Genomic DNA, 18460 nt, shown 5'->3' with positions numbered 1-18460 from the left:
TTCAGATCTCCTTGAGATGCTCGAAGGGTTCGCGGCAGGCGCGGCAGCGGTGCAGCGCCTTGCAGGAGGTGGCACCGAAGCGGGACAGCTCCTCGGTGTCGGCCGAGCCGCACCGCGGGCAGTGCACGGCCGACCGGGTGGGCGCCAGCACCAGCGGCACCGGGCCCGCCGCGCGGGCCGGGCCGGGCGGGGCGATGCCGTGCTCGGCGAGTCTGCGCCGGCCCTGCTCGGTGATGTGGTCGCTGCTCCACGGAGGGGACAGCACGGTGCGCACCTCCACCCGGTCATAGCCCGCCTCGATCAGGCGGCGGCGCACGTCGGCGCGCATCTCGGCCAGCGCGGGGCACCCGGAGTAGGTCGGGGTGATCGACACCGTGACGGCGCCGTCGCCGGCGACCTCGACGTCGCGCAGGATGCCCAGATCGGCCAGGGTCAGCATCGGCAGCTCCGGGTCGGGCACCGCACCGGCGAGCGCGCGGGCCCGCTGCGCATCGGCACCGGCTCGGGCATCGGTCACCACGCCGCCCCCGGATGTTCGCGCGCCACCTGCTGCATCTCGGCCAGCAGCGGGGCCAGCTCCTCGGTGTGGGCGCCGTCCCGGCCGCCCGGCGCGGCCGGCGCGTCGGGCAGCGGGCCGGGCGGGGTCAGCGTCGCGGCGGCCAGCACCTGCTCCACGACGTCGGCGACCTCGCCGCGCACCTGTGCCGGATCGACCGCCGCGCCCTGCTTCACCAGCCGCACCTCCACCTCGTGAGGAACGAACAGCTCGCCCAGCAGCGGCCACACCGCCGCGATCCCCTGCGCCATCCGCTCGCGGGAGTGGGCGGTGCCGTCCCCCAGGCGCAGCGTCCAGGTCACCGCGTACTCGCGGTGGTAGGCCAGCTCCTTGACCGCCTTGGCCGCGATCGCCGCCAGCACCGGATCGGCCGAATCGACCAGCCGGGACAGCACCGCCAGCCGCCAGGACGCGAAAAGCAGCAGCCGGGCGATCGACCGGGCGAAGTCGCCGTTGGCCGCCTCGGCCAGGCCCACGTTGCGAAACCGCGCGGCGTCGCGGAAGTAGGCGAAGGCGTCCTCGTCGCGACCGGAGCCGTCGGCCTGGCCGGCGCGGGCCAGCAGCAGTTGCGCCTGGCCCAGCAGGTCCAGCGCGATGTTGGCCAGCGCCACCTCCTCCTCCAGCTCCGGGGCCCCGGTGCACCACTCGATCAGCCGCTGCGCCATCACCAGCGCGTCGTCACCCAGCATCTGGCAGTAGACCGCCAGATCGGCGCCGTCGACACCGGCCGGCAGCGTGGTGTCCACCCCGGCCAGCGCCTCGGAGAACCCCGTCCCGAACGCCCACCGGCCCTCGGAGCCGGCGTGCTCCTCGACCAGCGCCCCGTAGGGGTTGTCACCGCTCATATCGCCCTTCCTCGCTCGTTGCGCGAAAACCGACGCCGCCGTGCGGCCGCGTCACATGTGCGGGACGTCGTCGGGGATGGGGTAGAAGGTGGGGTGCCGGTAGGCCTTGTCGCCGCTGGGCGCGAAGAACGGGTCCTTCTCGTCCGGGCTGGAGGCGGTGATGTCCCCGGCGCGCACCACCCAGATGCTCACCCCCTCGTTGCGGCGGGTGTAGAGGTTGCGGGCGCTGTGCAGCGCCATCTCCGCGTCGGCGGCGTGCAGCGAGCCCACGTGCACGTGGTTCAGGCCCCGCTTGCCGCGCACGAACACCTCGAACAGCGGCCACTCGCCGCGCTCGTGACCGCGCTCCCGCCCGCTCATTCCGCGGCCTCCCGCTCCGCCGCGCGCTTGGCCGCGTAGGCCGCCGCGGCCTCGCGCACCCACGCCCCGTTCTCGTGCGCCGCGCGGCGCCGGGCGATCCGCTCGGCGTTGCACGGACCGCCGCCGCCGATCACCCGCTTGAACTCCGCCCAGTCCGGTTCGCCGAAGTCGTAGTGGCCGCGCTCGGCGTTCCAGCGCAGGTCCGGATCGGGCAGCGTGACGCCGAGCCTGTCGGCCTGGGGCACGCTCATGTCCACGAACCTCTGCCGCAGCTCGTCGTTGGTGTCGCGCTTGATCCGCCAGGCCATCGACTGCCTGGTGTTGGGCGAATCGGCGTCGGGCGGGCCGAACATCATCAGCGAGGGCCACCACCACCGCTCCACCGCGTCCTGCACCGCCGCCCGCTGCGCCTCGGTACCCGCCATCATCCGCAGCAGCAGCTCATAGCCCTGGCGCTGGTGGAAGGACTCCTCCTTGCAGATCCGAACCATCGCCCGCGCATACGGGCCGAAGGAGCTGCGGCACAGCGGCACCTGGTTGCAGATCGCCGCGCCGTCCACCAGCCACCCGATCACCCCGACGTCGGCGAACGACAGCGTCGGGTAGTTGAAGATCGAGGAGTACTTCTGCCGCCCCTCGATGAGCCGCTCGGTCAGATCGGCGCGGTCCACCCCCAGCGTCTCGGCCGCGGCGTAGAGGTAGAGTCCGTGTCCGGCCTCGTCCTGCACCTTGGCCAGCAGGATCGCCTTGCGCCGCAGGCTCGGCGCCCGGGTCAGCCAGTCCCCCTCCGGCTGCATCCCGATGATCTCCGAGTGCGCGTGCTGGGCCACCTGGCGCACCAGCGTCCTGCGGTAGCCCTCCGGCATCCAGTCCCGCGGCTCGATCCGCTGCTCACCGGCCACCCTGGACTCGAAGTACTCCTCCAGCCCCTGCTCGGCGGGCGCACCGGCGTCCACCGTGTCCGCAACCATCGCCGCCACCTTTCTAACCGAACATTCGGTCAGTAATCAGTGTCGCGCAAAACGCCCCGCCGGCACAACCCCACCGGCGGGGCGTCCACGGGCCCGGGCTCGCCCGCGCCCTTCACCGCACCCGGCCGGATGCGGGCGGCACGCGCCCCGGACGGATGCGGACCGGCCGACCGCTACCCCAGCCGGTCGACCAGGGCCTCGTACTCGTCCCAGAGCTCCCTGGGCAGGTGGTCGCCGAACTCCTTGAAGAACTCCGGGATCAGGGACGCCTCCTGGCGCCAGATGTCGCGGTCGACCGACAGCAGGAAGGCGAGCTCCCGCCCGTCGAGTTCCAGGCCGTCGGTGTCCAGCGACGCCCCGGTCGGCACGTTGCCGATCGGCGTGGGGACCGCCTCGGCCCGGCCCCGGAGCCGCTCGGCGATCCACTTGAGCACGCGGCCGTTCTCGCCGAAGCCCGGCCACACGAAGCGGCCCTCGCCGTCCTTGCGGAACCAGTTGACGTAGTAGATGCGCGGCAGCCGGTCCGCGTCGGCCGCCCTGCCGATCTCCAGCCAGTGGCCGAAGTAGTCGCCCATGTTGTAGCCGCAGAACGGCAGCATCGCGAAGGGGTCGCGCCGCAGCTCCCCGACCGTGCCCTCGGCCGCCGCCGTCTTCTCCGACGCCACGTTGGCACCGAGGAAGACGCCGTGCTGCCAGGTGAAGGACTCGGTGACCAGGGGCACCGCGGTGGCGCGCCGACCGCCGAACAGGATCGCCGAGATCGGCACGCCCGCCGGGTCCTCCCACTCGGGCGCGATGCTGGGGGCCTGGGCCGCCGGAGTGGTGAACCGGGCGTTGGGGTGCGCGGCCGGTTCGGGCGAGTCCGGCGTCCAGTCGCGCCCCTTCCAGTCGACCAGGTGCGCGGGCGGCTCGTCGGTGAGCCCCTCCCACCACACGTCGCCGTCGTCGGTCAGCGCCACGTTGGTGAAGATGCTGTGGCCCCACAGCGTCCGGACCGCGTTGGCGTTGGTGGCCTCCCCTGTGCCGGGGGCGACGCCGAAGAACCCGGCCTCGGGGTTGATGGCGCGCAGCCGCCCGTCGTCGCCGAAGCGCATCCAGGCGATGTCGTCGCCGACCGTCTCCACCTTCCAGCCGGGGATCGTCGGCTGCAGCATGGACAGGTTGGTCTTGCCGCACGCGCTGGGGAACGCCGCCGCAATGTAGTGGGGGTCGCCGTCGGGCGGGGTGAGCTTGACGATGAGCATGTGCTCGGCCATCCAGCCCTCGTCGCGGGCCATCACCGAGGCGATGCGCAGCGCGTAGCACTTCTTGCCGAGCAGGGCGTTGCCGCCGTAGCCGGAGCCGTAGGACCAGATCTCGCGGGTCTCGGGGAAGTGCGTGATGTACTTGGTGGGGTTGCACGGCCACGGCACGTCGGTCTGCCCGGGCTCCAGCGGCGCCCCGACCGAGTGCACGGCCCGCACGAAGGAGCCCCGCTCCTCGATCAGCCGCAGCGCCGGCTCGCCCATCCGGGTCATGATCCGCATCGAGACCGCGACGTAGGCCGAGTCGGTGATCTCCACCCCGAGCTGGGAGATGCTCCCGCCCAGCGGGCCCATGCAGAAGGGCACCACGTACATGGTGCGGCCCCGCATGCAGCCGTCGAAGAGCCCGCTGAGCGTCGTCCGCATCTCCCGGGGGTCGACCCAGTTGTTCGTGGGGCCGGCGTCCTGCTCCCTCTCCGAGCAGATGAACGTGCGGTCCTCCACCCTGGCCACGTCACCGGGGTCGGAGCGGCAGTGGAAGCTGTCGGGGCGGATGTCGGGGTTGAGCCGGGTGAAGGTGCCCTTCTCCACCAGGAGACCGGTCAGGCGCTCCCATTCGGCATCGGAACCATCGCACCAGACAACCCGGTCCGGCCGGGTCAGATCGGAGACCTCGCGAACCCAGTCGATCAACTCTCGGTGGCTGGTCGGGGCGGCATCAAGGCCAGTGATCAGGACGGACACGTCAGCTCCTTACGCGTGGTTACGACGCATCATGAACGAAGAACCCCCGCCAAAGCCAGTTGGCATAGACCAGTCAAGTATGGTATAGACCTGTCGCTCACCTCCGAGATCCCCTGCTCTCCCGGGCTCCACCCCCCGCACCGCACCGCGCGCCCCCGCCCGGGGTGACATCGGCCACTCCCGGAAGTCCCGCCCCGGTCGCGCCCGCGCAGCGCCTCAACGGCTGCCTGCCCGACTCCGCCCACCGCGTCCCCGGAGGCGCCGCTGCACCGGCCCCGGTGGATGGCCGATCACCGCATGGGGTAGCCTCCCCGCGCGGCGGACGGCTCTGCGAGCACGGTCGCACAGCCGTGTCGGACAACGGACGCACGGCCGAGCGCGCACCGGTTGCACCACCGCCGCCTGCGGGGCGGAGGCGGTCCATCGGCGCCCGCTTCGCTCGCTGCGCCGTGTGCGCGGTTCCACCGCATGTCGAGCGTGAGGACGGACGAATGTGTGAAAGGGACGGGCTCCCTCCGTCAAGGGGCTGGGCGCCGCCCCGGACGCCGGACGAAACGGTGCGCCGTGCGGTCTGAGGCGGCCTTCGAGGCCTGGCGGCGGCGCACCATCGTCCCCGTCTCCGCCGCGGCCCTGCTGTTCCTGGCCGCCTACGCCTGGCCGATTCTCGACCCCGCGCTCGACCGGCATTGGGAGGACCTGTGCGCGCTCGTGCTGTGGGGGTCCTGGGCGCTGTTCGCCTGTGACTACCTGACGCGGTTCTGGCTGGCGCCGCGGCGCGTGGCCTTCGTCCGCCGCCACCTGTTCGATCTGGCCATCGTCGCCGTGCCGTTCCTGCGGCCGCTCGTACTGCTGCAATTGGCCAGCGTGCTGAACATCATGAACCGGCGGGTGTCGATCTCCATGCGCGGCAATGTGGCCCGCTACGCGGCGGCGGCCTCGCTCCTCGTGGTGTTCTGCGCGGCGCTGGCGGTGCTGGACGCCGAGCGGGGCGCTCCCGAAGCCACCATCACGACGTTCACCGACGCGCTGTGGTGGTCGGCCACCACCGTCACGACCGTGGGCTACGGCGACATGTACCCGGTGACGGCGATGGGGAGACTCGTCGCGATCGGGCTCTTCATCGCCGGGATCGCGCTCCTCGGCGTGGTGACGGGAACCCTGGCCTCCTGGTTCGTGGAGCGGATCGACGCTTCGCAGGAGACGGCCGCCGCGACACAGGCGCAGGTCGACGCGCTGACCATCGAGGTCCGGGCGCTGCGCGCCGAGTTGCGTGGCGACGTTCCCGGCACCGAACCCGAACGCAGCCCTCCGATGTGAGCCGCCACCGGCCGACCGGTGCGCGGGCGCCCGCGGGAACGCGGACGTGCACGGTGCCTACACGGCCCAACGCCGTCGCCGCGGCGGAGAGGAGGGCACATGGGAAACCACGGGACCATCCCACGGCATCCCCCGCCGCCTGGTGGCATCGGTGGCCGCGTCCGGTCACCGGGACGGCGCGGCCCCGCCGGACGCGAGGGGGCGTCCGGCGGGGCCGCGCGGTCGGTGCGGTCCGGCTCGGGTCAGCCGAAGTCCACGTCACTGCAGATGTAGTAGGTCTGGTCCATGTGCGAGGCCTTCCAGATCGTGTAGACGATGTGGTGCCCGCTGCGACCGGAGGTGCTGACGTCGATCGAGATGTTCTGGCTGGGGGCGTAGCTGCCGGTCTCGCGGACCAGCTCCAGGTCGTTCCAGCCCAGCGACTGGGTGGTGGGGTCGAAGCCCTGACGGGTGACGTAGACCAGGAAGTAGTCGGCGCCGTGGCTGGCCTGGTCGTACAGCTCCAGCGTGAAGTCGTCGCCGACGTCGGTCGTGGTCCACGGGCCCACGGCGTCCAGGGAGTTGTAGCGGCCGCCTTCGGCCTGGCCGCCGCTGCACAGCTGCCCGTCGGGGATCGCCGCCTGGTGGTTGCCGCCGACGCCGTTGCGGTACAGCCCGTTCCAGTTCCACATGGCGTTGGGGTTGTCCTGCCACGCCTGCCAGCACATGGGGTCTTCCTGCTGCATGGCGGGGTTCAGGTGGTCGTCTCCCCAGCGCTCCCAGCAACCGTAGTTGCGGGACGCCGGCTCGACGATCGAACCGTGCGCTGACGCGGTACCGGCCCAACTGATCAGGCAGAACAGCGTCGCGGACAGCAGGGCCAGGGCGCGGAGCGGCCAACGGGAGGGGCGTGCGTGAGTGCGGTCGTGCATTGTGCGTTCTCCGTTTTCCGGCTGAGGGGTTTCCGGTTTATGGGAGCGCTCCCAAACTACCACTTTATTACCCAGCGAGATAGACCCGAAACTCTCAGTCTGCAATCGGATCGGACCGCGGGCGCGCCTACACCCCGCCGGACCGGGGAACATCCGGCCGCCGAAGCTCGCGGAAGTCGCGCGGTGCGCCCGGCGGTGCCGCTCCGGCCCGGCACGGCAGCGGGGGCACGACCGCATCACGATGCAGCCGGCCGCATCGGGCAGCGGCCTGCTCGATGATCGGTCAGCCCGTCGTGGTCGATGTGGAGCAGCTTGAAGATCTTTGCCCTCGGTCCTCTTTCCTTCAACCACGGCAGCAGGGTGACCCCTGCCCCGAACGGCAGGTCGGAGTCCAGCGCTCTGCGCAGCCCTTCAGTACGCAGGTACAGCTCGTCCATACGCCTTTTGAGACGCTGTTCTGTGCCGCCCGCCAGGATCACAAGGAGACGGGGAGACCAGGTGTAGCGGTTCTGCCATGCATAGCTCCGGGGCCGCGTTGCGGTCCTGGTCCGTCGCCTGTCCTCTCCGGGGATGTAGGAGTAGTGGCGCAGATAGGCGCCGACCTTTTGCGCCAGGCGCAGCGGGGGCATCGTCGCGCGGTCGACCTCCAGGAAGCAGTGGACGTGCCAGGATGTTGAGCCCTTGACGAGCACGTAGTCGAGTACGGCGTCGCTGATGAGGTGCGTGGCCTCGAAGCGCTTGCCGTCGCGGTAGCGGTGGGCCACCTCCGGCGTCCAACTCAGCGGCCCCATGCTGTAGCCGCTGCGGCGCGCGTGTTCAAGGAAGGCCAGGCCGGTCTCGACCACGGTGAGAGTGTGCGCCTGCAGGGCCCCCTGGGCGCGTTCGGCGTCCATTCGGTAGGCCCGCGGCGGCACGGCGCCTTCGCCTTCGGCCAGCCGGGCGCCGGCCTCGGTGGTGAACCAGGCGCAGTCGCCTCCGGCGGGGCGGAAGACGCGGTCGACGAGTCCAGCCTGACGCAGGCCGCTGAGGGTCTTGCGCAGGTAGTGCGGATAGGTGACATCGGGTTGGGCGAGTCGCTTCAGTTGGGAGGTGGTGACCAGCCGGTGGTGGCACAGGATCATGAGCACGGTGCGCAGCCCTCACCATGTCTTCGTCGGCCGTGAGGCGTCCCTGGTCGCCGACCCGAGCGAGCTGGATGAGGGCACCTACGAGCGGGGCCCGCTGTCCAAGGCCCGATCGCTGATCGCGGCCGGGCAGGTCCAGAGTTCAGGCACCCTTGTCGCCCTGCTTCACATTCTTTCGACCTGACCTGGACCCCGAGTAGGAACGGACAGGTGTCAGAGCAGAGCCGTGGCCTTCACACATCTCGCAGCCTGAGCAATGCGCGCACTGTGGTGGTACCCGCGGTCATCCCTTGGTGGACTCCGCCTGGGAGCGCATGACCATGTCCTCCATGCGGGTAGGAAGGGGCTAAACCCTGGGGCCCAGCCCCTTCCGCACCCAAGGAGTTGTTCATCGTGCCGCGCGAGTTCAAGGCTTTTGCCGTTGGATTCCTCTTCGGAGTGACAGTCACAGCGGGAGCAGCCGCGGCTGCGTTCTACACAATCAAATCCCGTGATCTTTCGTTGGAGAACTTCTGGTCCTCCTCCACCCCGCGGACCTTCCCGGGACCTGCCGTCAAGCACACCTTCACGCCTGAGGAGCGCGATCCAAACTACTGGACGGAGGAGAGGAAACGCAGCGCGAATCCGGGGTGAGACCAGGGCTGCTCTAGCGCGCGTTGGATATTAGCGCTGTGGCGAGGATGTCGTGCGACCCGGAGTAGACGGATCCGTCTATGCGTTCTCCTTCGGGATCGGTGTTGTAGTGGCTGTTGGATCCGATAATGGTTCCCGTTCCCTCGACCGGGTGTAGACGTGAGATCCAAGGCCCTCCGCTGGCTCCCCGCCCCATATCGCAGCTCATACGCCCTTCCGAGAGTCGGCCCGGGGTACTGGGATTGGCATCGGGCAATCCTGTGCAGTACCAGAGGTCACCTCCGTCGAAATCATCACGGTTGTACCCCTCGAGCGGATACCCGAAGTTGACCGCGTTGGATTCAGGACTCGCGCCATAGCTATCGGGGTCCCACCCGTGGCCGAAGTCGTATCCCTGGCTTCCCAGTTCCGCCTCCAGGGACTGGTCGTTCTCCCCACCTGGCGCAGTGAGCACGAGGCCGATGTCGTAACGCCACTCCCCGGTCTGTGCCCACTCAGGGGGCACGAAGATCTCAAGGGCGCTCCAGGTTCCCCTCTGGCCGAGTCCGTCTCGCACTTGCGGTTCGAACACCACATTGGTGTAGGCGCCCGCAAACGGCTCGTAGATGCAGTGGGCGGCCGTCCAAAGCGCACTTCCATGAGGTGTGTTGATGACCGATGCCGTGCAGATCTGCGGATCGCCGCTCGTGGTAACGGCGTAGAGCTTGCCGATCGTGCTGGAAGGCGGGTACCCCCAATTGTAGTTCCAACGTTGGGCGGTGCTCAGATCAGCGGATGTCTGGAGCCCTTCGAGGCTGGATCTGCCCAGGGCGTCTGTCTGGGGAGAAGTGGGCGGCGCGGCGCTCGGCGCCAGTGACCGCGGTGTCACCAACTCGCCATCTAGCGACACGTCATGCGGGCCACTCTCTGGAGTCGTTGGGAATACCGCTGACTGAGCCTGCCCCCTGCGTTCAGGCGTCCAGTACTCCAGGGCCTCCTGCGCTTCTTCGTCAGTGAATTCCACCGAGAGAGAGGGCCTAGGTGATGGAGCATCTCCTGCGTCCGCTTCATGACTCGCAAACGCATGAGCAGGGAAAAGAGGTAGTGCAATCGCGATAAGCACCGGGAGAGACAGGCGCTTTACAGTGGCCTCCATCTTGACTCCTTATTTGGGACGAGGGCCCATGGTTTCAAGATTCGACGGCGAACTGCGACTAGAAATCCAGTCCTCAACCGGCCATTTAATCAGCGTTTCGCCACTGACGCACCGGGAAGCTTACGGATCCCGATGCCGACGGGCGCAGCCATCACCCACGAGTTCAGCGCCGGTTTCCGGAGAAGCAGGCGAAGTGACGCTGAAAGATGCCATGCACTTCTCATTACTGACCATCTGCGAGAAAGATGCTCTCAGGTGGTAGCGGATGCCAAGCTGGCGGAGTTCTACCGTCACGTTCCTGCTCAGGCGGCGAGTAGTTTGGCGATTCTGGCGCGCTGCCGGGCGGAGCCGGTTCGACCGGCAAGGTCCGCGGCGCGCCTCGCATGCTTTTGGGCTTCTGTGACGTCGCCTTGCGCGGTGAGCGCGAGCGCCAGATCGACCCGGAGGCCGGCTTCTGCCCTGCCGAGCGCAGCGCCTTGCATTCCATCCAATGCCGATGCGAGGTCTTCCACCGCTTCGCGTGCTCCGAGTCGGGCCAGGCAGTGCCCCCGCCACCTTGCGAGGTGGGTCTCGTTGAGCATCAGGAAGGGAAGCTCAAGATCCTCCGGACCGGTAGGAAGACGGCGTGCGGCTTCTTCAAGGACTCTGCGGGTTTCCTGCTCATCGCCGAGTGCGGCACATACCTCGCCTTCTGCGGCGAAGAGCCACGAGCGGAGAAGTGCCGGAAGGCGGTGCGCCTGCTGGCGGTGGGCGTAACTGACGAGCGCAAGCGCGTCTTCGGCGCGGCCGCTGTCGAGGAGCGCATACGTCTGTTCGGCCGTGACGTGGGCGAGGATGGCCGGGTTCTCTCCCTCCCTGGCCGCGGCTTTGGCGATCTCGTAGAAGCGCCAGGCCTTCTGGATCTCGCCGGTGTCGAGAGCCTGCCAGCCGGTGAGAGAGGCCGCTTCGGCAAGGGCTCGGGCAAGTAGCGAACGGTTGGGGCCGGGCAAGGAGAACTGCATCAGGTTCTCCATCTGGTCGACGTGCGCTTCGGTCTGGGGAAGCAGGCCGGCAGCCCCAGGCGGCGATCGAGGATCCGGAAGTTCTGGGTCTGGTTCCCCAGGATTTCGACCAGGCCCGCATCGACCGTCACGATGGCGAGCCGCCCGTCCAACTCGGGGAGTAGAGCCGATGGGGCCGGCGGCTCTGGCGTGCCCCATCCGAGAGCCTCTGGCGGGGCGTCTTACACGCGGCAGAAGATCGTCTGGTAGCGCTTGCTGACCTGGCCGCCGTTCTCCCAGCGGCTCAGCTGGCGCATGAGATTGCCGTCGGACGCGAGCTGCTCGTCAGCAGCCCGACGCATCCGCGCGATGACCTGGCTCTGGGTCCAACCGCGCTCTTGCCGGGCCGCCTGCAAGGGGATGGCAGCCATGGTGACCTCTCGCTTTCTCGGCAGGGCAGCCGATCGTGCGAAGAACCCGACACTCACCTGACACGGATGCCCGCGTTCGTGTCAGGGTCTGTCGGCTCCCGGTGTCGCCCTCATTTTGCGGATGATCGTAGTGCAGTCAGGGATCTACGGAACGTAGGTGCTTCAAGAGGCTCTGAGATCAGGAGGGGATATGGCGCCGCAGGAGCGTCGGATCGTCGCTGAGCGGTTGAGGGTGGTCGAGAGTGAGGTCTCGCGGACTATGTCGCGGGTTGCCGATCTTTCCGCTTACCTCGGACTTCATCCTCAAGATCGTCCAGGCGGGCGTTCACGGCCCGAAGCGACTCCTGAAGACGATCCAACTTGCACATGACAGCCGTGAAGTCGGCGCTGTCTTCGCCCGTCTCCGAGGGCAGTGTCCGGACGAAGTTTCCCCGCCCCTGCTGAGACGTGATCAGCCCTTCGTCGCGTAGCAAGCGGATCGCACTGGCGACGGTGTTGGGAGCCACACCGTATTCGTCAGCGAGCTGACGGCCGGCCGGGATCCGAGCACCGACAGGGAACTCCCCGGACCGCAGCCGAGAGCGTAGAGCGGCGGCGATCTGGACGTACCCCACCCCGGCGGTGCTCGCCTCGCTGGAGTGGGCCATGCGCGCCCGGCGCACCTGCCCCGCCTGCCGACTCACCTTCACCTACTGCATCCCGACCTCGCTGGGCCAATGCCCGCACTGCGCCTTCGACACCGAGACCGACCCCGAGGACCTGGAGACCGCCGCATGAACAAGCCCGCCGTGCAGCCCGCCCGCTACGCCTACGACACCGACCTGCCCGCCTTGGACTGGATCCTGCAGGGCTCCTGCGGCCAGACCGACCCCGAGGCCTTCCACCCCGCCAGCCACAACCTCACCCACTCCGAGGTTCAGGCCGCGCTGGCCGTCTGCCAGGCCTGCCCCGTCCTGCAGCGCTGCCGCGACTACGCCCTGGCCCGCCCCTGGCTCACCGGCATCTGGGGCGCCACCACCGCCCACCAGCGCCGCCGCCTCCGCCGCACCACCGCGGCCTGACCCACCCGGGCGGGACACCGGAGCAACCGCCCAAAGCGCGCGGAGGGGGTGCTTCGATCATGCGCTCCAGTTATGAGCTCCGCTCTGGGCTCCACTTATGGGCTCCAGTTGAGAGCGGAGCCGCTCCACGCGGGTGTTCACCGCAGGTCACGGGGTGTGCAACGCGCTCCAGTGCTCCGCCCGACTGCACGCACAGACCGTGCCTTTCCCTCGAATGGCCGCGGCCGGCGCGACCCGTCCCGCCGACCGCGGCCCCAAGATTCTTCGCCCGCTGCTGTCGAATCCGCGTCCTCGGCCGTCATCGACGGCCGCTGGCCCATCATCCCCGCCGCCGACCGGTAGGACGCACCGGCGCGGGACCGGACGCGGTTCGCACCGGTCCCGCTGTCACGTCTTGCCCCGGTTGCGCCCTTCCTCTGCACAGATCACCGCGGGCCCGACCGGCTCGCCGACGCGAAGGGAACCACCGCCATGACCGCATTCGCCCCCGTGGACTATGCGCTGGCCGCCCTCCGGCGCGGCTGGTCCGTCTTCCCGATCACCCCCGGCGCCAAGCAGCCGCCGCTGGTCCGCGACTGGAACAACGCCGCCACCCGCGAACCGGAGCAGGTCCGCGCCTGGTGGGAGCAGTGGCCCGAGGCCAACTACGGCATCGCCACCGGCCCCTCCGGGCTCGTGGTCATCGACCTGGACACGCCCAAGCCCGGCCGGGCCCGGCCGCCGGCCTGGGATCAGCCCGGCATCACCGACGGCGCCGACGTCCTGGCCGCGCTCGCCGAAGACGCCGGACAGCGCTCCCCGCTCGCGGGGACGCCGTATGCGCTGCGGCACACCTGCGTCTCCACGTGGCTCAACGCGGGCGTCTCCGAGACCCTCGTGGCGCGCTGGGCCGGCCACAGCGTGGCAGTACTGAAGAAGATCTACGCCAAATGCCTCGTGGGCGAGGAGGAGCGTGCCAAGCAGCAGATCGAGGAGGCGCTGAGGCGGGGCTGACCCTTATCGGGAACAGCCCATATTGGAAAGTCTCGTCCTCACACACGGACAAAGGTCCCGGCTCCAATGCGGAGCCGGGACCAGGCGAAACTGACACAGTCTCGGGAAGCGAAGCCCTACTTCAGTCCTTCAACTCCCAGTCCAGGGGCTCTTCTCCGTCGATTCGGTATCCCGCCGAGACGGCGGTGCCGTCCTCGGGTACCTCGAAGGGGACCCATCCGCGGGCGCACTCCCCCGGGAACAGCGTCTCCTCGTCGGGGTAGGTCGCGTCGGGCCAGTCGGACCAGACCGTCGAGGCGGCGCTGACCCGGGTGTCGTCCTCCATGACCACCACCCAGGGGTCCCAGCTGATCATCGCCCGGTCCTCGGTGTAGGTCGGGTCGTTCTCGGCCCACTCCGGAACCCTGACCTCGTTGAGGCACAGCCTGACCTCCAGACCGGCGTTGACGAGGGCATCGCTGGTGGTCCGCTCCCCGAACGGCCGCCGGTAGTCGATCACCTCGATGGTGGCGTTGCCGATCTCGGCGTCGAACTCCTGCTCATCGCCCAGGCCGAACGCCTGCTCCTCCGGTGACGGCGACGGGGACGGCTCGAGGGTGGTGGTCTCCTCCTCCGCGGCGGGGGAGGCTTCAGCAGAGTCAGAGGCAGCCTCGTTCGTTCCGCACCCGGCTAGAGCGAGCAGCACCGCAACAGCGGCCACGACCTTGTTCATGGTGGGTCCTTCGGGGGATGGGGGAAGAGCCCGGATCCATTCCTTGATCCGGGTGACGCGATCGTAGACGAGACCAGTGTCGAATTCGGGGCGAACCAGCAAGGGAGGGCAGAAACCACGCCTCCTGCCGGCGCGGTCAGACGGGGCTGCTCCTTCAGCGCGTATTCAGCGCAGCCCTCCGCTGAGAGCCGCCACCGGCCACCACCAGTCACCGACGCATGGCGACGCCCCCCGGCCTGTTATCGCAGGCCGGGGGGCGTTCTTCGTGTTCGTGGGATTGTGGGCGCGAGAGGACTCGAACCTCCGACCACCCGCTTGTAAGGCGGGGGCTCTGCCAACTGAGCTACACGCCCGGGTGCATGCGCGGAGCCGGTCCCGCGCTGGGCGGGTGAACGGCTGAGAAAGATGGTACCGCTCCGCGGCTACCGGTGCGCCCTCCGCGGACCGGGGAGGCGGGACAGGCCGCCCAGGACGCGGGAGAGCGCCTGCTCGACCTCGTTGGTCAGGACGGCGTCGAGGTGAGCGGAGGAGGGCACGGGCTGGGGGGAGGTCTGAGGACGGACCTCCCCGCAACTGTGGCACTCGATCTCGCCCAGGCGGGACAGCAGGAACGTGGAACGGCACCGACCGCACCGGTCGAGGTCGGCCTTCCAGTCCTGGGTGAGTTGGCAGTCCGGGCAGATCAGCACCTGGCGTTCGTGGCGCACCCCGCGCTTCCACGGGTGCGTGCCACGGACCGGGTCGTTCTGCCTCGCCCCGCACAGGTAGCAGGGCATGGCTCTCCTTAGGGTGAGTCAGCTCAGCTCGGCGAGCGCCTTGCGGTAGGAGGCGAGGTCACGGGTCTGAGAGATCGGGTTGACGACCTTCCAGCGCACGGCGCCCTCCTTGTCGACGAGGAACGTGGCGCGCAGAGCCACGCCCCTGGCGTCGTCGAACACACCATACGCCCGGGCGACCTCACCGTGCGGCCAGAAGTCCGACAGCAGCGGGTAACCGAAATCCTCCTGGTCGTCCCAGGTCCGATGGGCGAACATCGAGTCGACGGAGACGCTCAGCACCTGCACGTCGTCGTTCTGGAAGTCCTCGATGCCGTCACGGAGCTCGCGCAGCTCGCTGCCGCACGCGCCCGAGAAGGCCAGCGGGTAGAACACCAGCAGGACGCTCCTGCGCCCCTTGAAGTCCGACAGCCGCACCGCCTGGCCGTGCTGGTCGGAGAGCTCGAAGTCCGGCGCGTCCCGGCCAACCTCGATCGACATCCGCGTTTCCGTCCCCCGTCCTGCTCCTCCGCCTCGAAGACCATGGGCGTGCCGCCCGCCGGTGGGGGCGGGCGGCACGCTGCTCCGCGATCGGCGGATACCTCCAACGATGCCGCTCGGGCACGGGATCGACTCAGCGCCGCACCTTCGGCATGACGAGGCGGGTGCCCGACCAGTCCTGCCCCGTGCTGACGGCGCTGGTCTGCGACAGTCCCGCGGTCGTCGCAGCCTCGGCGACGTCGCTGGGCGGGACGTGGCCCTCGCGCCCGGCCTTCGGGGTCAGCACCAGGATGATGCCGCCGCCCTCGATCGTGGGGAGCACGTCGACCAACACGTCGGTGAGGTCGTCCTCCTCGTCGTCGCGCCACCACAGCAGCGCGGCATCCACGACGTCGCCGTAGTCCTCATCGACCAGCTCATTACCGGTGCGCTCGGCGATCGACGCGCGCAGCTGCTCGTCCACGTCGTCGTCGAAGCCGAATTCCTGCACCACCTGACCCGGTTTGAATCCGAGTCGATCGGCCAGGCCACGTTCGCTCTGTGCCTGGCCTGCGGTCGCGCTCACGAAAGTCCTCCTCCACACATCGATGTCGCCCGCTCCTCACGGGCCCGGCCGCGACAAGGCCCGCTCCCGGGTCGATCCCGCTTTTGCTGGCTAAGTTCACACGCTGGGTGCCTCATCCGTCAACGTGTCCGCGTCCGGCGTGCGCTCCTGCTCCTACCATCCTGCCCCGTCAGCCGGGCTCGTCAAGAATGACAGCCGCACCTGCCGGTCAGGATTGTCGACGTTCACGTCCACAATGGCGATAGATTGCCACGTTCCCAGCGCCGGTTCCCCGGAAAACACGGGAATCGTCGCATAGGGCGGAATCAGCGCAGGAAGGACGTGGGAGCGGCCGTGCCCGGGCGAGCCGTGCCGGTGCCGCCACCGGTTGTCGGCGGGCAGCAGGTCGGCCAGCGCCGCGAGCAGGTCGTCGTCGGATCCGGCGCCCAGCTCGATGATCGCCACGCCCGCGGTGGCGTGCGGGACGAACACGTGCAGGAGTCCGTCGGCGCCGGCCTCGGCGGCGAAGTCCGCGCACTGGCGGGTGATGTCGGTGATGCTCTCCGATCCGCCGGTGTGCAGATCGAGAAGTTTTGTCCGCATGCGGCAACGGTTACCCACCTCGGGGCGGCCGCAACCTCCCCGCACCGATGTGCGCGGGAGCCCGGCCGAGAGGGCCCGGCGCACCGGACTCGCCCGGTGCGCCCAATGGGGCCATACTCGGCACCAGGACGAAGGAGAGAGTGTGACTGCTGGACTGCGGCTCGGCCCGATGCTGCGCCACGTGAGCGAGACGACGGCGGCGATCTGGGTCGAGACCGACGCGCCGTGCCGGGTCACCGTGACCGCCGGAACCGCGACCGCCTCCGCCGACACCTTCACGGTGCACGACCACCATTACGCGTTGTGCGAACTGACCGGCCTGGCCCCCGGATCGGCCCTGCCTTACGAGGTCCGGCTCGACGGCGCGGCGGTCTGGCCGGAGCCGGACTCGCCGCACCCGCCGAGCCTGGTCCGGACACCGGACGGCACGAGCCCGGCCCGCATCGTGTTCGGCTCCTGCCGCACGCCCACCGACCACGGCCCCGCGGCGGTGCTGCGCTACGGCGTCGACATGGTGCGCGCCTACGCGCTGCGGCTGGCCGATCAGCGGCGCGGGCAGGACCCGGACGCGGCCGCCGAGCAGACCGGGGACCTGGACTCCGGCGAGCCCACGGTGCTGCTGATGATCGGCGACCAGATCTACGCCGACGAGATCCAGCCGTCCATGGCCGAGTTCCTGAGGCGCCGCCGCGCGCAGCGGACCGAGCGGGAGGACGCCGATCCCCCGGTGGACGAGGTCGTGTTCTTCGACGAGTACGCCGAGCTGTACCGGCAGGCGTGGTCGGACCCCGACATCCGCTGGCTGCTGTCCACCGTGCCGACGCTGATGCTCTTCGACGACCACGACATCCGCGACGACTGGAACACCTCCGGCACCTGGCGCCGCGAGATCGCCGAGAACCCGTGGTGGCGGCCCCGGATCACCTCAGGGCTCGGCACCTACTGGATCTACCAGCACCTGGGCAACCTGTCCTGTGAGGAGCGCGCGGCCGATCCGGTCCTGAAGGCGGTCACCGCGCAGCCGGGCGACGCGCGCGAGGTCGTCGACTCCTTCGCCTGGCGCGCGCACACCGAGCCGCCCTCCTACCGCTGGAGCTACCGCTACGACATCGGGCGCAGCCGGGTGCTGATGGTGGACAACCGGTGCGGGCGCATCGTCGAGGACGACGCCCGGCGGACCATACTCGGCCCCGAGGACGCCGCGTGGCTGGACTCCCAGCTCACCGGCGACGTCGACCACCTGGTACTGACCAGCACGCTGCCGTTCCTGATGCCCTCGGGCGTGCACTACCTGGAGGCGTGGAACGAGGCCGTGTGCGCGGGAGCCTGGGGCTCGCGCCTGCGCCGCCCGGCCGAGAAGATGCGCCAGAAGATCGACCTGGAGCACTGGGCGGCGTTCCAGCGCTCCTTCGCCGCGATCTCGGACTCGGTGCTGCGGGTGGCCGCGGGCGAGCGCGGCGCGCCCCCGGCCAGCGTGCTCTTCCTCGGCGGCGACGTGCACTTCTCCTACCTGGCCCGGGCCGGGGCCAGGGACGCGCGGACCCGCGCGGCCACGTCGGGCACCCGCATCGCCCAGTTGGTGTGCTCCCCCACCTGCAACTGGCTGCAGCCGGTGATGCGCCGGATGATGTGGGTGTCGGCGCGCGCGATCACCGGCCTGGCCTGGGGCCTGATAGCGCGGCTGGCGGGGGTGCGGCCGCCGGCGCTGGCCTGGCATCTGGACGACGGCCCCTGGTACGACAACACGCTGGCCACGCTGGTCCTTGATGGGCGGGAGGCCGATGTGAGCTGGGAGTACTCCCCCTTGCTGAAGCAGACCCTGCGGGAGCGCTCGCCGGGCGAGGCCGCCCGGCCCGAGGTGCGGCGGCTCAACCGCTACCGGCTGACCGGCTGAGGGCCGCCACCGGTCGATCGCGGTGCCGACCGCGGTCGACCGGTGGCGGCCGCAGCGCGGTCCGCGCGGCCGCCGCCGTCCGGGGCGCGCGGACATCGGGACCCGCGCGCCCCGGACGGAGCCGAACAGCCCTCGGGCGGGCCCGC

Annotated in this window: 23 protein-coding genes and 1 tRNA gene; 7 read left to right on the top strand and 17 right to left on the bottom strand. The window is 69.8% G+C overall.

What is annotated here, in order from left to right:
• Position 1 precedes the first annotated feature (1 nt).
• From paaD to HDA32_RS09080, 5 genes are all read right to left on the bottom strand, one after another.
• On the bottom strand, positions 2 to 520 hold the full coding sequence (paaD, locus tag HDA32_RS09100; RefSeq protein WP_376766947.1) for a 1,2-phenylacetyl-CoA epoxidase subunit PaaD: 519 nt from the start codon (positions 518 to 520) through the stop codon (positions 2 to 4).
• A complete protein-coding gene (gene paaC / locus HDA32_RS09095; RefSeq protein ID WP_179642770.1) occupies positions 514 to 1401 on the bottom strand; it encodes a 1,2-phenylacetyl-CoA epoxidase subunit PaaC in 888 nt (295 codons plus the stop codon). Before paaC ends, paaD begins: the two co-directional genes overlap by 7 nt.
• 51 nt (positions 1402 to 1452) lie before the next feature.
• On the bottom strand, positions 1453 to 1761 hold the full coding sequence (gene paaB / locus HDA32_RS09090) for a 1,2-phenylacetyl-CoA epoxidase subunit PaaB (protein WP_179642769.1): 309 nt from the start codon (positions 1759 to 1761) through the stop codon (positions 1453 to 1455).
• Positions 1758 to 2732 (bottom strand): 1,2-phenylacetyl-CoA epoxidase subunit PaaA, encoded by a 975-nt coding sequence (paaA, locus tag HDA32_RS09085; RefSeq protein ID WP_179642768.1) that lies wholly within the window; start codon positions 2730 to 2732, stop codon positions 1758 to 1760. The genes paaB and paaA overlap by 4 nt, the downstream gene beginning before the upstream one ends.
• A 173-nt stretch (positions 2733 to 2905) precedes the next feature.
• Positions 2906 to 4711, bottom strand: coding sequence for a phosphoenolpyruvate carboxykinase (GTP) (locus HDA32_RS09080; RefSeq protein ID WP_179646569.1), 1806 nt, complete (start codon positions 4709 to 4711; stop codon positions 2906 to 2908).
• Positions 4712 to 5284: 573 nt separating this feature from the next.
• Here HDA32_RS09080 and HDA32_RS31350 point away from each other — a divergent pair.
• Positions 5285 to 6037: a potassium channel family protein gene (locus HDA32_RS31350; protein ID WP_312863098.1), complete on the top strand. Its 753-nt coding sequence runs from the start codon at positions 5285 to 5287 to the stop codon at positions 6035 to 6037.
• Positions 6038 to 6279: 242 nt separating this feature from the next.
• Here the strand turns inward: HDA32_RS31350 and HDA32_RS09070 are convergent, their stop codons facing one another.
• Both HDA32_RS09070 and HDA32_RS09065 read right to left on the bottom strand, forming a co-directional pair.
• Positions 6280 to 6948 carry a lytic polysaccharide monooxygenase auxiliary activity family 9 protein gene (locus HDA32_RS09070; RefSeq protein WP_179642766.1) on the bottom strand — a complete coding sequence of 223 codons (669 nt, stop codon included), beginning with the start codon at positions 6946 to 6948 and terminating at the stop codon, positions 6280 to 6282.
• Between the two features lie 236 nt (positions 6949 to 7184).
• A complete protein-coding gene (locus HDA32_RS09065) occupies positions 7185 to 8069 on the bottom strand; it encodes a replication-relaxation family protein (protein WP_246334799.1) in 885 nt (294 codons plus the stop codon).
• A gap of 7 nt (positions 8070 to 8076) precedes the next feature.
• On the opposite strand from HDA32_RS09065, the gene HDA32_RS09060 reads away from it, so the two are divergent.
• Together HDA32_RS09060 and HDA32_RS09055 are read left to right on the top strand one after the other, a co-directional pair.
• Positions 8077 to 8256, top strand: coding sequence for a hypothetical protein (locus HDA32_RS09060; protein WP_179642764.1), 180 nt, complete (start codon positions 8077 to 8079; stop codon positions 8254 to 8256).
• A 209-nt stretch (positions 8257 to 8465) separates the two neighbouring features.
• Positions 8466 to 8705, top strand: coding sequence for a hypothetical protein (locus tag HDA32_RS09055; protein WP_179642763.1), 240 nt, complete (start codon positions 8466 to 8468; stop codon positions 8703 to 8705).
• A gap of 13 nt (positions 8706 to 8718) precedes the next feature.
• On the opposite strand, the gene HDA32_RS09050 is transcribed toward HDA32_RS09055, so the two are convergent.
• From HDA32_RS09050 to HDA32_RS32035, 4 genes are all read right to left on the bottom strand, one after another.
• Positions 8719 to 9708: a trypsin-like serine peptidase gene (locus tag HDA32_RS09050; RefSeq protein WP_179642762.1), complete on the bottom strand. Its 990-nt coding sequence runs from the start codon at positions 9706 to 9708 to the stop codon at positions 8719 to 8721.
• A gap of 434 nt (positions 9709 to 10142) precedes the next feature.
• Positions 10143 to 11039 carry an NsdA family TPR-like regulatory protein gene (locus HDA32_RS30165; RefSeq protein ID WP_486387600.1) on the bottom strand — a complete coding sequence of 299 codons (897 nt, stop codon included), beginning with the start codon at positions 11037 to 11039 and terminating at the stop codon, positions 10143 to 10145.
• 23 nt (positions 11040 to 11062) lie between these two features.
• Positions 11063 to 11251: a hypothetical protein gene (locus HDA32_RS30160; RefSeq protein ID WP_218882382.1), complete on the bottom strand. Its 189-nt coding sequence runs from the start codon at positions 11249 to 11251 to the stop codon at positions 11063 to 11065.
• Positions 11252 to 11508: 257 nt separating this feature from the next.
• The gene (locus tag HDA32_RS32035; protein ID WP_218882381.1) at positions 11509 to 11898 is read right to left on the bottom strand and encodes a GntR family transcriptional regulator; all 390 of its coding nucleotides are present in this window, start codon (positions 11896 to 11898) and stop codon (positions 11509 to 11511) included.
• On the opposite strand from HDA32_RS32035, the gene HDA32_RS09035 reads away from it, so the two are divergent.
• The 3 genes from HDA32_RS09035 to HDA32_RS09025 all read left to right on the top strand — a co-directional run bounded on the left by HDA32_RS09035 (position 11873) and on the right by HDA32_RS09025 (position 13305).
• Positions 11873 to 12028 carry a hypothetical protein gene (locus HDA32_RS09035; RefSeq protein ID WP_179641196.1) on the top strand — a complete coding sequence of 52 codons (156 nt, stop codon included), beginning with the start codon at positions 11873 to 11875 and terminating at the stop codon, positions 12026 to 12028. The genes HDA32_RS32035 and HDA32_RS09035 overlap by 26 nt on opposite strands.
• Positions 12025 to 12312: a WhiB family transcriptional regulator gene (locus HDA32_RS09030; RefSeq protein WP_179642760.1), complete on the top strand. Its 288-nt coding sequence runs from the start codon at positions 12025 to 12027 to the stop codon at positions 12310 to 12312. Before HDA32_RS09035 ends, HDA32_RS09030 begins: the two co-directional genes overlap by 4 nt.
• Before the next feature lie 471 nt (positions 12313 to 12783).
• Entirely contained in the window at positions 12784 to 13305 is a 522-nt protein-coding gene (locus tag HDA32_RS09025; protein WP_179642759.1) for a bifunctional DNA primase/polymerase, read from the top strand.
• 121 nt (positions 13306 to 13426) lie between these two features.
• Here HDA32_RS09025 and HDA32_RS09020 read toward each other — a convergent pair whose 3' ends face one another.
• From HDA32_RS09020 to HDA32_RS08995, 6 genes are all read right to left on the bottom strand, one after another.
• On the bottom strand, positions 13427 to 14017 hold the full coding sequence (locus tag HDA32_RS09020; protein WP_179642758.1) for a hypothetical protein: 591 nt from the start codon (positions 14015 to 14017) through the stop codon (positions 13427 to 13429).
• A gap of 280 nt (positions 14018 to 14297) precedes the next feature.
• Positions 14298 to 14370, bottom strand: a tRNA-Val gene (locus HDA32_RS09015).
• A 69-nt stretch (positions 14371 to 14439) separates the two neighbouring features.
• The gene (locus tag HDA32_RS09010) at positions 14440 to 14793 is read right to left on the bottom strand and encodes a hypothetical protein (protein ID WP_179642757.1); all 354 of its coding nucleotides are present in this window, start codon (positions 14791 to 14793) and stop codon (positions 14440 to 14442) included.
• 18 nt (positions 14794 to 14811) lie between these two features.
• A complete protein-coding gene (locus HDA32_RS09005; protein ID WP_179642756.1) occupies positions 14812 to 15273 on the bottom strand; it encodes a peroxiredoxin in 462 nt (153 codons plus the stop codon).
• 133 nt (positions 15274 to 15406) lie between these two features.
• The gene (locus tag HDA32_RS09000) at positions 15407 to 15838 is read right to left on the bottom strand and encodes a DUF3052 domain-containing protein (protein WP_179642755.1); all 432 of its coding nucleotides are present in this window, start codon (positions 15836 to 15838) and stop codon (positions 15407 to 15409) included.
• Positions 15839 to 15991: 153 nt separating this feature from the next.
• Positions 15992 to 16420, bottom strand: a complete 429-nt coding sequence (locus tag HDA32_RS08995) for a YjbQ family protein (RefSeq protein ID WP_179642754.1) — start codon at positions 16418 to 16420, stop codon at positions 15992 to 15994.
• A 142-nt stretch (positions 16421 to 16562) separates the two neighbouring features.
• Between HDA32_RS08995 and HDA32_RS08990 the strand changes: the two genes are divergently transcribed.
• A complete protein-coding gene (locus HDA32_RS08990; RefSeq protein ID WP_446689053.1) occupies positions 16563 to 18314 on the top strand; it encodes a DUF7800 domain-containing protein in 1752 nt (583 codons plus the stop codon).
• The last annotated feature ends 146 nt before the right edge of the window (positions 18315 to 18460 follow it).

Origin of the sequence: Spinactinospora alkalitolerans, from assembly GCF_013408795.1 — a bacterium.
GTDB lineage: Bacteria > Actinomycetota > Actinomycetes > Streptosporangiales > Streptosporangiaceae > Spinactinospora > Spinactinospora alkalitolerans.
Note: the sequence above shows the minus strand (reverse complement) of the source record. Positions and strands in the feature narration are given on the sequence as shown.

Bases quoted from the DNA above. Each gene is read 5' to 3' on its own strand.
- paaC (WP_179642770.1), bottom strand. From the start codon at position 1,401: ATGAGCGGTGACAACCCCTACGGGGCGCTGGTCGAGGAGCACGCCGGC.
- paaB (WP_179642769.1), bottom strand. From the start codon at position 1,761: ATGAGCGGGCGGGAGCGCGGTCACGAGCGCGGCGAGTGGCCGCTGTTC.
- paaA (WP_179642768.1), bottom strand. From the start codon at position 2,732: ATGGTTGCGGACACGGTGGACGCCGGTGCGCCCGCCGAGCAGGGGCTG.
- HDA32_RS09070 (WP_179642766.1), bottom strand. From the start codon at position 6,948: ATGCACGACCGCACTCACGCACGCCCCTCCCGTTGGCCGCTCCGCGCC.
- HDA32_RS09065 (WP_246334799.1), bottom strand. From the start codon at position 8,069: ATGATCCTGTGCCACCACCGGCTGGTCACCACCTCCCAACTGAAGCGA.
- HDA32_RS30165 (WP_486387600.1), bottom strand. From the start codon at position 11,039: ATGGGGCACGCCAGAGCCGCCGGCCCCATCGGCTCTACTCCCCGAGTT.
- HDA32_RS30160 (WP_218882382.1), bottom strand. From the start codon at position 11,251: ATGGCTGCCATCCCCTTGCAGGCGGCCCGGCAAGAGCGCGGTTGGACC.
- HDA32_RS32035 (WP_218882381.1), bottom strand. From the start codon at position 11,898: ATGGCCCACTCCAGCGAGGCGAGCACCGCCGGGGTGGGGTACGTCCAG.
- HDA32_RS09030 (WP_179642760.1), top strand. From the start codon at position 12,025: ATGAACAAGCCCGCCGTGCAGCCCGCCCGCTACGCCTACGACACCGAC.
- HDA32_RS09025 (WP_179642759.1), top strand. From the start codon at position 12,784: ATGACCGCATTCGCCCCCGTGGACTATGCGCTGGCCGCCCTCCGGCGC.
- HDA32_RS09020 (WP_179642758.1), bottom strand. From the start codon at position 14,017: ATGAACAAGGTCGTGGCCGCTGTTGCGGTGCTGCTCGCTCTAGCCGGG.
- HDA32_RS09010 (WP_179642757.1), bottom strand. From the start codon at position 14,793: ATGCCCTGCTACCTGTGCGGGGCGAGGCAGAACGACCCGGTCCGTGGC.
- HDA32_RS09005 (WP_179642756.1), bottom strand. From the start codon at position 15,273: ATGTCGATCGAGGTTGGCCGGGACGCGCCGGACTTCGAGCTCTCCGAC.
- HDA32_RS08995 (WP_179642754.1), bottom strand. From the start codon at position 16,420: ATGCGGACAAAACTTCTCGATCTGCACACCGGCGGATCGGAGAGCATC.